Genomic DNA, 12,407 nt, shown 5'->3' on the forward strand with positions numbered 1-12,407 from the left:
CGAAGCGAGGTCAGCGTTCTCTGCGCGGAGCGGGCGGCAGCGCGGCCGGGAAGTGACTCCCGAAGCCGTGCCGCCGCCCGACTGCTTGCCAGACGCCGGTTGCCGGGGCTGCGCCATGACCGGGGCCCGAGTCATGGCGCGCATCCCCGCGGGGCGCGCGGTGCTGACCGTGGAAGCCGTGCCCGGCGTGGCCGCTGCCGTGCCGGGTGTCATGGCGCCCCGCGCCCGGCCCCGCCCCGAAACCGGTGAACACCAGGTCCTCCTCGCCGCTCCGGTCGCCCGGCAGTGTCCTGAAGGACCTGCGGTACTCGGCGTACAGCGCGTCGTAGATCGGCGTGGCCGAGTGGCCGATCTCCCCCATTGCCTGAAAGGCATGGGAGGTGCCCCCATCGCCCTGCGGGGCTGGGGCCTCCCGTGCTCCGACGAAGTTGAGAGCACGGGGAAGCAGGGACGGGATGCTGTTCTGATACGGCTGGCGGGAGGGGTCGTAAGTGTGCACGTATGTGCCAACGACTCCCTAGCCGGACAGATACTGCCTTTCGGGTGAGAACTGGGATAGGACCGGCACAGTCGTCAGGTGCCCGCTAGCGGCATCGCGGCCGCGACCAGTCGGCCGGTGGTCGCTGCCCGGTCCAGAGCCTCACGCATCAGGTCCTCGCGGGGCTGTCGGCCGATCGTGCCCACGGGCGCCGCGAAGACCAGCACCTGCTGGAGCTTGTTGGCCGCCGTCCGCCAGCCGTCCGTGACCTGGAGCGGCTGGTGCGCCTGCCACCAGGCGACGGGGGAGCCGCCGCCGGTGCCCGGCTGGAGCACGGCGTGCAGCTGTCCCATGGCGAGCAGCACCGACCAGCCGTGCTGCACGGGCGGCATGGAGTTCACGTCGGAGACCGGCATGAAGCCCTGCTCGATCAGCAGCGGCAGGAAGTCGTCGCCGCCTCCCGTCGTGCCGGGCCGGGCGATGGGGCCGGTCGGCTCGACGACGAGCGCCGGGTGGAGCTCTCCCTCGATGAGGACCAGGCCGCTGGTCACGCCCAGGACGGCCGGTTCGGCCGCGGAGTGGGGGCCGGGGTGCTCGTCGCCGGTGGCGATCGAGCGCACGGCGCCCTGCAGTTGCTCCTCGCTGACCTGGACGACCTGCGATGCCAGACAGGTGGCGTGGGCGAAGGCGAGTACGGCGGTCTCTTCGCCGACGAACAGGACGGTGCTGGTGCGCTCCTGCTCCGAGTTGCCCGGGGTGCGGCAGGACGTGCAGTCGTAACCGCCCGGGGTGTTCTCTCCGGCGAGCAGCCGGTTGGCTTCTTCGTCGCCGATCTCGGCGCGTACGTCGTCGCTGACGTCGAGCATGCGCGGCACGGGTGGCTCCTCGGAATTCGCTTGGTCCGGACACCGGGCGCTTCCCGGCTTGGCCGGGCGGTTCCCGGCTCATGAAGGAACAACGGACGATCTGTGGCCGGAGTCACGCCCGGACCTGAACGGAATCGAACCGTCGGCAGCGCAGCGTGACGTTATGGCCGGAATCGATCACTCCATGCCAAGTGCCCGGAGTCACAGCGGAGTTGGACCGGTGAAGTGAGTCACAGGCCCTCATGGAAAGTGGTCGACAAATCCGGAAATCAGCGAATGAAGTGGGTGGCTGAATATCGTTGATACCGCCGGTAATGCGCAACTGACCTCGAAAGACAAGGAGTTGGTTGATGTCGGGGCGAACCGCTGCCTAGATTCCTCCGCCGTGTGCATCGAGCACCGCTCGGGTACGTCCGCCGGCCACACCAGCCAGATCGCAGTACAGCCGCCGGCGGACGGGGCGGCGCGGCACAGCCCGGCGCCGTATGCGCCGGGCCGCCGCAACGCCTTGGGGGAGCCCGGGTCCGCAGAGAGGGATCTTCATGTCCGCACGTCCCGAGTCCACTCGCACGATGGCAGTACTCGCCGGGGCCGCCCTGCTCGCCCCGCTGGCACTGCTCACCGCCGCCACAGGCACCGCCCAGGCAGCGGACAGCGGAGTGTGGGACCGCATCGCCCAGTGCGAGAGCGGCGGGAACTGGAACATCAACACCGGCAACGGTTACTACGGCGGACTGCAGTTCTCCGCCGGCACCTGGCGCGCGTACGGCGGTACCGCCTATGCGGCCACCGCCGACAAGGCGTCGAAGGCGCAGCAGATCGCTGTCGCCACGAAGGTCCAGCAGGCGCAGGGGTGGGGCGCCTGGCCCACCTGTTCGGCGCGTGCAGGGGCGACGGGCGGCGCGCCCGCGGCGTCGGCCCCCATCACCACCGAGGCAGCCCCCTCGAAGCAGCCGTCGAAGACGCCGGCTCGCTCCTCCGGCCACACGGACCGGGGCTCCGGCCGCGGGGACTACACCGTAAGGCGCGGGGACACGCTGAGCTCCATCGCCGCGAAGCACGGCAAGTCCTGGCGCGCGGTCTACGCCGCCAACAAGTCGGTCATCGGCGACGATCCGAACCTGATCCTGCCGGGCCAGAAGCTCGACCTCTGAGCCCTTTGCGTGGACGCACGCGCGCGTGGCCCCGCCTGGCCCTCCGGCCCGGCGGGGCCGTTTCGCCGCGATCGACCCAAGTGCACTTCGTATCGCCGCGATCGGCACAAGTGCCTTGCCTTGCTGTTGAGTTGGGCTTCACCAGCACGTATGCGAGAAGTCGCCGAATGGTTCCCCGATCCGGCTACCGATGGTGCAACTGTTCGGGCGCAAGATGATGATGATGCCCAACCCATGCACTGCACCCCGGGTCTAACCCTGAGGTAGGCGGACGAGGGGGACTGTCCGCGAGGAAGCATGGGATACGGGGCCTTATGCACATCTCTTTCCTGATTCACAACGCCTACGGAATCGGAGGGACGATCCGGACGACGTACAACCTCGCGGGTGCACTCGCTCAGCAGCACGACGTGGAGATCGTCTCCGTCTTCCGTAACCGCGACGAGCCGGTCTTCACACCGGGGGAGGGCGTCCGTGTCCGTCATCTCGTCGACCTTCGCGAGGACTCCCCGGGGTACGACGGCGACGACCCCGAGCATGCGCGTCCGGCGCGCACCTTTCCGCGTGCGGAGGGCCGCTACGAGCAGTACAGCGCCCTCACCGACCGGCGCATCGCCGGTCATCTCGCCACGCTCGAGTCCGACGTGGTCGTCGGCACCCGTCCCGGACTGAACGTGCACCTCGCCCTGGAGACCAGGCGCGGTCCCGTCCGGGTGGGTCAGGAACACCTCACGCTCGACAGCCACTCGACGGCCCTGCGCACCCAGCTGCGCGGGGTGTACCCGCGGCTCGACGCGCTGACCACGACCACGGAGGCGGACGCCGGTGCGTACCGCAGGAAGATGCGGCTGCCCGGAGTGCGCATCCAGGCCGTGCCCAACCCCGTGCCCGAGCCCGGCATAGAGCCCGCCGACGGCTCGCACAAGTGGGTCGTCGCGGCCGGCCGGCTCGTCCCGGTGAAACGCTACGACCTGCTGATCAGGGCCTTCGGCAAGGTGCGCGCCCAGCGGCCCGACTGGCGCCTCAGGATCTACGGCGGCGGCAAGGAGAAGAAGGCGCTGCGGGCCCTGATAGACGAACTCGGTCTCTACAACCACGTCTATCTGATGGGTCCCGCCACACCCATCGAGCCGGAGTGGGCCAAGGGCTCCATCGCCGCCGTCACCTCCAGCCTCGAGTCCTTCGGTATGACCATCGTCGAGGCGATGCGCTGCGGCCTGCCCGTGGTCTCCACGGACTGCCCGCACGGGCCCGGCGAGATCATCGCCGACGGAGTGGACGGACGGCTCGTCGAGGCCGGCAACGCCGACGCCATCGCCGAAGGTCTCCTCGAACTGATCAACAACGACGCACTGCGGCAGCAGATGGCCCACGCCGCACTCGAGGACTCGCAGCGCTTCGAGCCGGCCCGGATCGCCGAGCGCTATGAGGAGCTGTTCTCGGCGCTCGTCGCACGCGGCGGCGGCGGCACGGATGGCCGGATGCGCGGCTCACTGCACCGTGCCCGCGGCGCACTGCTCGGTGGTGCGTACGCCGTCCGGGACGCCGGACGTGCGGCGCTGAGCAAGGGGCGCCCGGCATGACCTGCACGGCCCCGATCACCACTGAGGCACCGAAGAGAGGGCACGTCGTATGACCACCCTGGCACGCACCCCCGCCGGGGACCGGCACTCCGAGGCGGACGACGTCACTGTGGACCGCGTCGACTGCCTGGCCGACTCCGCGGGCGGACTGACCTTCGACATCAGCGACCCCGGCACGCCGGGACCGGCCCATCTGGTGCTGCGCCGCCGGGACTCCGGCCACCCCGCCGAGGAGGTGCGGCTGCCGCTGACCCCGGCGGCGGACGGCCGGCTGCGGGCGGCCCTGCCGAGCAGCGTCGGGCTGGCGGAGGGCCGCTGGGACGTCTACGCACAGCAGGCGGGCGAGGAGCCGCAGCGCCTGGCGCCCGGCGTCAACGACCTGCGCTCGCTCGTCGACCGTGTCCCGGACGGCACCGGCGAGCAGATCTCCGTACGCATCCCCTACGCGACCAAGCACGGCAACCTCACCGTGCGCAGCTGGCTTCGCTCACCGCACGCCGAGGCGGGCGAGATCCTCATCAACGAGGCGTCGATCGACATCCGGGGCCGCGTGTACGGCACCGCGCTCACCGCGGACGCCTGTGCGGAGGCGGTCCCGCGCATGGAGCCCGACCATGTCCAGCGGTGCCAAGTCACCGTCGGAGAATCGGACTTCACAGTCGTCCTCCGCTACGGGCTGCTGGCCGCCACCCGCCCAGGCCGGTGGAACCTGTGGCTGCGCCCGGCCGGTGAGAACGGGCCGCGCATACGGATCGCGCGGTTGCTGGACGACGTGCCGGACAAGAAGGCGATCTTCACCTACCCGTTCGTGCGCATGGAGACGGAGTACGGACCGGTCGAGACCGGCCCCTACTACACGCTGGACAACGATCTGTCGGTGCACGTGCGGGCGGCCGGACCGGAGGGGGAGAGCTGAGACTCTTGCGGACAGTATCTGTCCGCAAGGGCTGGCAGACTCGGACCCATGCTGGAGACCTCGGCACGACTGCTGCGTCTGCTCTCCCTTCTGCAGACGCACCGCGAATGGTCCGGCGCCGACCTGGCCGAGCGCCTCGGTGTCACGCCCCGCACCGTCCGCCGGGACGTGGACCGGCTGCGGGAACTCGGGTATCCCGTCAACGCCAGCCGCGGCAGCGGCGGCGGCTATCAGCTCGGCGCGGGCGCCGAACTGCCGCCGCTGCTGCTCGACGACGACGAGGCCGTGGCCGTCGCGGTGGGCCTGCGCAGCGCCGCCGGTCACGGCGTCGAGGGCATCGGCGAGATCTCCGTACGCGCCCTGGCCAAGCTCGAACAGGTGCTGCCCAGCCGACTGCGCCGCCGTGTGGGCGCCCTCAACGCCTTCACCGTGCCCATGCTGCGCGGCCCGGTCGCCTCGGGCGTGGACCCTTCGCTCCTCACCGAACTGGCGGCCGTCTGCCGCGACTCCGAGCGGCTGCGCTTCGAGTACCGCGACCACGGCGGCTCCTGGTCCCGGCGCACCGTCGAACCGCACCGCCTGGTGTGCACCGAGCGCCTCTGGTACCTGGTGGCCTGGGACCTGGACCGCGACGACTGGCGGACCTTCCGCGTCGACCGCATCACGCCCAAGCCGCCCCACGGGCCGCGGTTCGAGCCCCGCACCCCGCCCGCCGCCGACCTCGCCGCCTACGTCTCCCAGGGGGTCTCCATACGCGCGTACGCCGCGCAAGCCGTCATCAGACTGCTCGTACCGGTCGAGGCGGCAAGGTCCCGGATCTCACCCTCGGCCGGGGTGCTGGAGCCCGAGAGCGAGGGCACCTGCCTGCTGCGCACCGGGGCCGCGAGCCTCGATGTGATGGTGGTCCACGTGATGATGCTGGGCTGCGACTTCGAGGTCGTCGAACCGGCCGAGCTCACCGGCCACATCAGGACGGTCCGTGACCGCCTCGACCGGGCCCTTCAGCGTCGGGGTGGCGGGCAGGACGGGGCCCGCTCCAGGGAACGGCCGTAGCCCCGGGATCGCCGATGTCGGCCTTCCGTCCAGGAGCGTCCGCGGTCCGGCGGGAGTGGTCCGGGACCGGCGCGTGCGCGGTTCCGATTGGCGGACGCGCATTTCCCGTGAGCGGTCAATGCTTCTGATGAGCACCTGACACGGAAAAGGGAGCGGGTCGCTTCCGATGTTCTCGACGGCTTTTCCCGGCGGCCTATTTTCGTATGAGGCAGGGCCCCGGGATTATGCCGGGAGGGAAGGCCGGAGGCGAGCCCGGGGCAACTCGGATTCGCCGCTGTGCGTAAGGGAGTTCGCGTAATCGCCCGTCGTGATCCTGTGACAGAAGTGTGACAGCAGGGGACTGGCGGTGTTCGGCCGCCGAACCCGGTGGTCCGGGGAACCGAGTGGTCCTGACCGGTCTTTCGCCGGGGCTCCGGGCCGCCTAACGTGGCGGGCATGGCACCCATTCCCAAACCGCCCGCAGAGCCCCAGGACAGCCCCGAGTCGTACGTGGGCCTCGACGCCGAGTCCGCCGAGCGGCATGCCCGTACGCGCGGCTGGACCACGGTGAGGTCGTTGCCGCCGGGCGCGATCATCACCATGGAGTACCGCCCGGGACGTCTCAACTTCGAGGTCACGAACGGCACGGTGACCCGCTGCTGGAAGGGCTGACCCCCCACCGCCGCAGGCACGGCGAAGGCCCCGGACCTGCCCGAAAGGGCGGGAGCCGGGGCCTTCGTGGTGCGGGGAGCGGGTGTGCGTACCGGAACCCCGCCGCTGTCTGTCAGTTTCCCGTCAACGGGCGGGCCGGGCTCGAGCCGCGCGCCGTCCGGTCCGGGTGCGGGGGCCGGCGGCTGCCCACCGGAGTGACCGGAGTGCGCTCCGACCGGGCGGTGTGCGGTCCGGGCGCCAGGTACGCAGGGCCGCGCGGGGCGCCGATCCGCGGGGCACCGACCGGATCGCGGACCGGCGTCTCCTGCTCCGGCTGGGGACGCTGTGTGACCAGGGTCGGGGCGCCGACCGGGGCGGGTACGGGCGCCGTCGTGCCGGCCCGGCGGCTGCGCCAGGCGTCCCGCAGAGCGAAGATCCAGGCCTCGGCCCGGCTGATCAGCGGCTCGAACCAGGGCAGCGCCAGCAGGATCAGCAGACCCGCGGCCCAGCCGAGCAGGACGTCGCTCAGCCAGTGCGTACCGAGGTAGACGGTGGTCAGTCCGACGCCGAGGGCGATCACGGCCGAGACGGCCGACAGCCAGCGCCTGGCCCGTGGCGTCGAGGCCAGGTAGGCGAGGATTCCCCAGGTCACGACGGCGTTCGCGGTGTGGCCTGAAGGAAATATATCGCCGCCGCGCCACATCTCGTTGGAGCCGATCACCGTCGCGTAGTGCGGGCCGAGTCTGCCCATGCCGAGCTTGGCGGCGCCCACCGTCACATTGAGCAGCAGCAGTGACGCGCCGAGCGTCAGCAGCGGGCGCAGCGTGTGCTGCCGCCAGGAACGCCAGCCCAGCCAGGCCGCGACCATGACGGCGGTCGGGCCGCGCTGACCCAGGACCACGTAGTAGTCGAGGAAGGCGTGGACTTCCGGCCACTGCTGGTACGGGCGGAAGAACATGACCTGCCAGTCGAACCGGACCAGCCACGACGTGGTCACCACGGCCCACACGATGGCGGCGTAGAAGGCCAGGGTCAGCCCGAACAGCACGACCCGGTGCCGGCTCATCTGCGGCATGTCGAGATGGGCCGGCCGTTCCGGTTCCCGGTCCAGCCGGGCGAAGACCCGGTCCACGCGGGTCAGGTTTTGTTCGGTACGCACCCAATCGACGTTACAGCGAGTGAGGTGCCGACCTGGTCGAATCCTCGCTTTTGTGATGACGATGTGATGTGGGATTGCTCTCAACGAGGGCTTTATTCAGTGCATTTGGGGAACCCGCCCGGCGTTTCTCCTTCAATTCCGCCAAGGGCTGTGCTCCGGCAGTTTTGTGACGGGCCGAATTCCGTTCACCGTGTGCTGGCGGCGAATTTCCCGGACGCTCACCATGGGGCGCGGGGCCCGGCCCGGCTCCGCGCGGCACGCTCGCGCCCCGTCCTCATCCGGCGCGGCGAGAGCGCGGGGCAGGACCGTGCACGGGTCGATTATCGACACTCAGCGGAACCGCGCCGTCGCCGGGGGCGTGATGCACAGATGGAGAAGTGGCGTACGCCACACGTCGTCTGTGCATCCATGAGAGGTCCGCCACGTGCCGGGGGCGGGATCTCGCGTACGCTGGCGGCTCACTCGTGTTGTGTAGCCGGGGCCCGGGAGCCGCTCATCCCGCGCCGCAGCTGCGGGATCCGTCCCCCACCCGCAGGCCCGCCGAACGCGAGGGAACATCTGGGAGGTACGCCATGTCCGGGACGACCACGGCCGCTGCGCGCGGTCCCGCGGGCGCCCCCCGACATCACCACCGGGCGCAGGACACCAACCGCTGGCTGGTCCTCGTCGTCCTCTGCGTCAGCCTGCTGCTGGTCGCCCTCGACGCGACCGTGCTGCACGTCGCGGTCCCCGCCGTGGCCGAGGACCTGAGACCCGGTGCCATAGAACTGCTGTGGATAGTCGACGTCTATCCGCTCGTCTGCGCCTCGCTGCTGATCCTCTTCGGCACGCTCGGCGACCGGGTCGGCCGCCGCCGCGTCCTTCTTCTCGGGTACGCGCTGTTCGGTGTGGCCTCCGCGGCGGCAGCGCTGGCCCACACCGCGGAGATCCTCATAGGGGCCCGCGCGCTGCTCGGCGTCGGCGGAGCCATGATCATGCCGGCCACGCTGTCGATCCTCCGCCAGGTCTTCCCCGACCGCCGCGAGAGAGCCCTCGCGATCGGCATCTGGAGCGCGGTGGCCGCCGTGGGCGCCGCCGTCGGACCGCTGCTCGGCGGGTTCCTCCTCGAGCACTTCTGGTGGGGCTCGGTCTTCCTCGTCAACATCCCGCTGATGCTCGTCAGCCTGCCCGTCGGCCGCTGGCTGCTGCCGGAGTCCACCGGCGACCGCGACGGACCGTGGGACGTGGCCGGCGCGCTGATGGCCGCGGTCGGCCTCTTCGGCGTCGTGTTCGGCGTGAAGCGCGCGGGCGGCGGCGAGCCACTGATCAGCCCGCTGACCGTGCTGCCGCTCCTGGTGGGTGCCGCGCTGCTCGTCGGGTTCGTCCGCAGACAGCGGCGGCGGGCCCACCCGCTCGTCGACCTGAAGATGTTCGCCCGGCCCGCGTTCTCCACGTCCGTCGGCTGCATCGTCCTCGCGATGCTCGCCCTCGTCGGGCTCGAGCTGATCGCCGCGCAGTATCTGCAGCTCGTCCTCGGACTCTCACCGCTTCAGACGGGGCTGCGGCTGCTGCCGCTCACCGTCGCCGCGATGGCCGCGGGCCTCGCGGGCTCGAAGCTGCTGCACCGCTTCGGGCCGCGCAGGATGGTCGCTTGCGGCTTCGTCCTCACCGCGGCGGCCGTGCTCACTCTCACCGCGATGGGCGGCCACGACAACCCCGGGCTGCTGCTCGCAGGCTTCGTCCTGCTCGGCTTCGGCCTGGAGACGACGCTGTTCGGCGCCTACGAGTCCATGCTCAGCGAGGCACCGCAGGAGCAGGCGGGCGGGGCGGCCGCGATCGGCGAGACGTCGTACCAGCTGGGCGCCGGGATCGGTATCGCGCTGCTCGGCAGCGTGATGAACGCCGCGTATGCGCCCGGGCTCTCTGCGGTTCCGGGTGTTCCGGTCGCCGCGGGCCGCGCCGCGAGCCACTCGCTCGGGGAGGCGTACGAAGTGTCCGGGCGCCTCGGCGGTGCCGCGGGCCCGGCTCTGCGCGAGGCGGCGCGCACCTCTTTTGTGCATGGCCTCCATGTGACGCTGCTGGTCAGCGCGGGGCTGCTGCTTCTCGGTGCGGTGATGGCGCTGCGGCTGCCGCGGGTCATGGAGTGCGGGGTGCCTCCGGCGGCCTTGCCTGGTGATGTGCCGCGTCGGGAGTCGGCGTCCGGTGGTGCGGAGCCCTTGGGGGCCGCCGCTCCACGTAGTGAGGGTGCGCGTCGTTCAGGGCCCCTCCACGCGGTGCCTCGTGACGTGGTGTCCCGCGAAGCGGCGCCCCGTGAAGCTGCGCCTCGCAGTACGGCGGTCCGGAATGTGGCGGCGCCGCAGGACGCGGCGGGGGCCGGGCGGGTCGGCGCGTAGGTCTGCTTGGTGCGCCGACTGTCGGTGGTACTTGGGGCTCGTACGCGGCGGCCGGCCGGTGGGCGGTTCGCCACCTGCCGGTGGCCGGTCTGGACGCGTACGCGGCTGGCCGATCGCGGCGCCGGAGAGACCGAAGGCAAGGCACGGCAAGCGTGCCTTGCCTCAGCTCTGGTTGAAGAAACCATCCTCCGGGCGGCCCATCGCCTCGCTGACGATCTGCGTGTGCGCGGGCGTGAGCAGGAAGACACGGTGTGCGACGCGGTCGATCGAGCCGCGCAGGCCGAAGATCAGCCCGGCCGCGAAGTCCACGATCCGCTTGGCGTCGGCGGCTTCCATGGCCGTGAGGTTGACGATGACCGGGACCCCTTCCCGGTACAGCTCGCCGATGGTGCGCGCGTCGCGGAAACTGTCCGGCGTGATCGTGCCGATCCGGCGGCCCGTCTCCTCGGCCTCCTCCGTCGCCACCTTCACGCGAGGATCGGTCACCCAGACGTCACCGGTCTCGTGGCCCTCGGCCGAGTCGTCGTCATAGCCGTCGTAGTAACGCTCGTCATTGTTGTCGTCGACGAGGCCAAGCCAGGCACTCGCCTTGCGCACCGATCCCATGGACGCCTCCTCTCACAGCGGTCTTTCTGTGTGCCGCACCCCTATGGTCGTCCATGATGCGGACTTGACGCCAAGGGGATAGTCGCCGCGCGGGTCTTTCGTGACGGTTCTGGTGCACAGCAGACCTGTTGGTGACCTTGATTCCCAAGGGTCCTGCTGTGCAGGGCTGCTGACTGAGAGTGAAATAATATTCTTCTCGGCGTATGGGTGACGTCGGAGCGTCCGGGTGAACGGCGCCTTCGATAGGCTGCGGCGGACTCGGCTCGGAACGGCTCACGGGGGGACCGTCGTGTTCGGCATAGTCAGGCCCTGCGCACATCGTCTCGGTGAGGGACTGAAGACCCAGTGGATGGCGCATCTGTGCGGGCTGTGTCTCGCGCTGCGCGGTGACCACGGGCAGTTCGCCAGGGTTGTCACCAATTACGATGGGCTCCTTGTTTCGGTGCTGACGGAGGCTCAGGCCGAGCGCACCACCGGATGGCGGCGAACGGCAGGCCCTTGTCCGCTGCGCGGCATGCGTACCGCCTCCGTCGCCCAGGGTGAGGGTGCCCGTCTCGCCGCGGCCGTCTCGCTCGTGCTCGCATCGGCCAAGATGCGCGACCACGTCGCCGACGGGGACGGACTGCTGGCTCGGAGGCCGATGGCGGCCGCAGCGCAGCGCGTCGCCGCGAACTGGGGGCGGGCCGGACAGCGCATCGGCGCCGATGTCGGTTTCGACACGGCGGTCCTCGTCGGCGCCGTCGACCGGCAGACCGGGATCGAGGCGCTCGCCGGGTCGGGTACGTCCTTGTTGGCGATCACCGAACCGACCGAGACGGCGACCGCCGCGGCCTTCGCGCACACGGCCCTCCTGGCAGGCCGGCCGGGCAACGCCGAACCGCTTGCCGAGGCCGGCCGCCTCTTCGGCCGGCTCGCGCATCTGCTGGACGCCGTCGAGGACAGGGAGGCCGACGCTGTGTCGGGGGCCTGGAACCCGCTGACCGCCACCGGTACGGACCTGGCCGAGGCGCGACGCCTCGCCGACGACGCCCTGCACGGCATACGGCTCGCGCTGCGCGAGGTCGACTTCGCGGAGGGCCGGCTGGCGCATGTGCTGCTCGCTCATGAGCTGCGGCTCTCCGTGGACCGGGCCTTCGGTGCGAGCAGTTGCTCGCACCGGGCAGGGGCACACGGACCGTACGCCCCCGGCGGTCCGGGCGGACCGCCGGCTCCACCCGAGCCTCCGCGCCGGCGCGGACTGATCACCGGGTGCCTGGTGTGGGCGGGACTGGCCTGCACGTGCCAGCTGTGCTGCGGTACGTACGAGGACCCCTGGACCCGGGAGCGTAAGGACGGGCTCTGCAGTCAGTGCGATTGCGGTGACTGCAGCGACTGCTGCGATTGCTGTGACTGCTGCGGTAACTGCTGCGACGGTTGTGACTGCTGCGACTGTGACTGCGGCTGCAGCTGACCGGACGGCCCGTCAGATGTCGTATACGGCGCCTCCGTCGCCGCCCACCCAGCTGTGGGCTTCCAGGGGCTTGTTTCCAGGCAGTAAAACAAACACATGATCCGGTAACTCGTGCCGATGGGTCTCGTTGGTCGAGCGCA

At 70.7% G+C, this 12,407-nt stretch carries 11 protein-coding genes and 1 tRNA gene; 7 read left to right on the forward strand and 5 right to left on the reverse strand.

What is annotated here, in order from left to right:
* Nucleotides 1-10: 10 nt before the first annotated feature.
* The 3 genes from ACWD4J_RS05830 to ACWD4J_RS05840 all read right to left on the reverse strand — a co-directional run bounded on the left by ACWD4J_RS05830 (nucleotide 11) and on the right by ACWD4J_RS05840 (nucleotide 1,584).
* Entirely contained in the window at nucleotides 11-361 is a 351-nt protein-coding gene (locus ACWD4J_RS05830) for a hypothetical protein (protein WP_451394056.1), read from the reverse strand.
* 212 nt (nucleotides 362-573) lie between these two features.
* Nucleotides 574-1,353 carry a hypothetical protein gene (locus ACWD4J_RS05835; protein WP_451394057.1) on the reverse strand — a complete coding sequence of 260 codons (780 nt, stop codon included), beginning with the start codon at nucleotides 1,351-1,353 and terminating at the stop codon, nucleotides 574-576.
* 110 nt (nucleotides 1,354-1,463) lie between these two features.
* A tRNA-OTHER gene (locus ACWD4J_RS05840) sits at nucleotides 1,464-1,584 on the reverse strand.
* A 332-nt stretch (nucleotides 1,585-1,916) separates the two neighbouring features.
* Here ACWD4J_RS05840 and ACWD4J_RS05845 point away from each other — a divergent pair.
* The 5 genes from ACWD4J_RS05845 (at nucleotide 1,917) to ACWD4J_RS05865 (ending at nucleotide 6,701) form a co-directional block, all read left to right on the forward strand.
* Nucleotides 1,917-2,498: a transglycosylase family protein gene (locus ACWD4J_RS05845; RefSeq protein ID WP_451394058.1), complete on the forward strand. Its 582-nt coding sequence runs from the start codon at nucleotides 1,917-1,919 to the stop codon at nucleotides 2,496-2,498.
* 314 nt (nucleotides 2,499-2,812) lie between these two features.
* Nucleotides 2,813-4,081, forward strand: coding sequence for a glycosyltransferase family 4 protein (locus tag ACWD4J_RS05850; protein ID WP_451394059.1), 1,269 nt, complete (start codon nucleotides 2,813-2,815; stop codon nucleotides 4,079-4,081).
* 49 nt (nucleotides 4,082-4,130) lie between these two features.
* Nucleotides 4,131-4,997 carry a hypothetical protein gene (locus tag ACWD4J_RS05855; protein WP_451394060.1) on the forward strand — a complete coding sequence of 289 codons (867 nt, stop codon included), beginning with the start codon at nucleotides 4,131-4,133 and terminating at the stop codon, nucleotides 4,995-4,997.
* A 48-nt stretch (nucleotides 4,998-5,045) separates the two neighbouring features.
* Nucleotides 5,046-6,050 carry a helix-turn-helix transcriptional regulator gene (locus ACWD4J_RS05860; protein ID WP_451394061.1) on the forward strand — a complete coding sequence of 335 codons (1,005 nt, stop codon included), beginning with the start codon at nucleotides 5,046-5,048 and terminating at the stop codon, nucleotides 6,048-6,050.
* 435 nt (nucleotides 6,051-6,485) lie between these two features.
* Nucleotides 6,486-6,701, forward strand: coding sequence for an I78 family peptidase inhibitor (locus ACWD4J_RS05865; protein WP_451394062.1), 216 nt, complete (start codon nucleotides 6,486-6,488; stop codon nucleotides 6,699-6,701).
* A gap of 112 nt (nucleotides 6,702-6,813) precedes the next feature.
* Here ACWD4J_RS05865 and ACWD4J_RS05870 read toward each other — a convergent pair whose 3' ends face one another.
* On the reverse strand, nucleotides 6,814-7,839 hold the full coding sequence (locus tag ACWD4J_RS05870) for a phosphatase PAP2 family protein (protein ID WP_451394063.1): 1,026 nt from the start codon (nucleotides 7,837-7,839) through the stop codon (nucleotides 6,814-6,816).
* 572 nt (nucleotides 7,840-8,411) lie between these two features.
* Between ACWD4J_RS05870 and ACWD4J_RS05875 the strand changes: the two genes are divergently transcribed.
* Nucleotides 8,412-10,211 (forward strand): MFS transporter, encoded by a 1,800-nt coding sequence (locus tag ACWD4J_RS05875; protein WP_451394064.1) that lies wholly within the window; start codon nucleotides 8,412-8,414, stop codon nucleotides 10,209-10,211.
* A 162-nt stretch (nucleotides 10,212-10,373) separates the two neighbouring features.
* Here ACWD4J_RS05875 and ACWD4J_RS05880 read toward each other — a convergent pair whose 3' ends face one another.
* Complete coding sequence (locus tag ACWD4J_RS05880) at nucleotides 10,374-10,817, reverse strand: cell division protein SepF (protein WP_451394065.1); 444 nt, start codon at nucleotides 10,815-10,817, stop codon at nucleotides 10,374-10,376.
* 289 nt (nucleotides 10,818-11,106) lie between these two features.
* On the opposite strand from ACWD4J_RS05880, the gene ACWD4J_RS05885 reads away from it, so the two are divergent.
* The gene (locus tag ACWD4J_RS05885; RefSeq protein WP_451394066.1) at nucleotides 11,107-12,267 is read left to right on the forward strand and encodes a DUF5685 family protein; all 1,161 of its coding nucleotides are present in this window, start codon (nucleotides 11,107-11,109) and stop codon (nucleotides 12,265-12,267) included.
* Nucleotides 12,268-12,407 lie beyond the last annotated feature (140 nt).

The sequence above is a fragment of the Streptomyces sp. NPDC002577 genome (genome assembly GCF_053594815.1).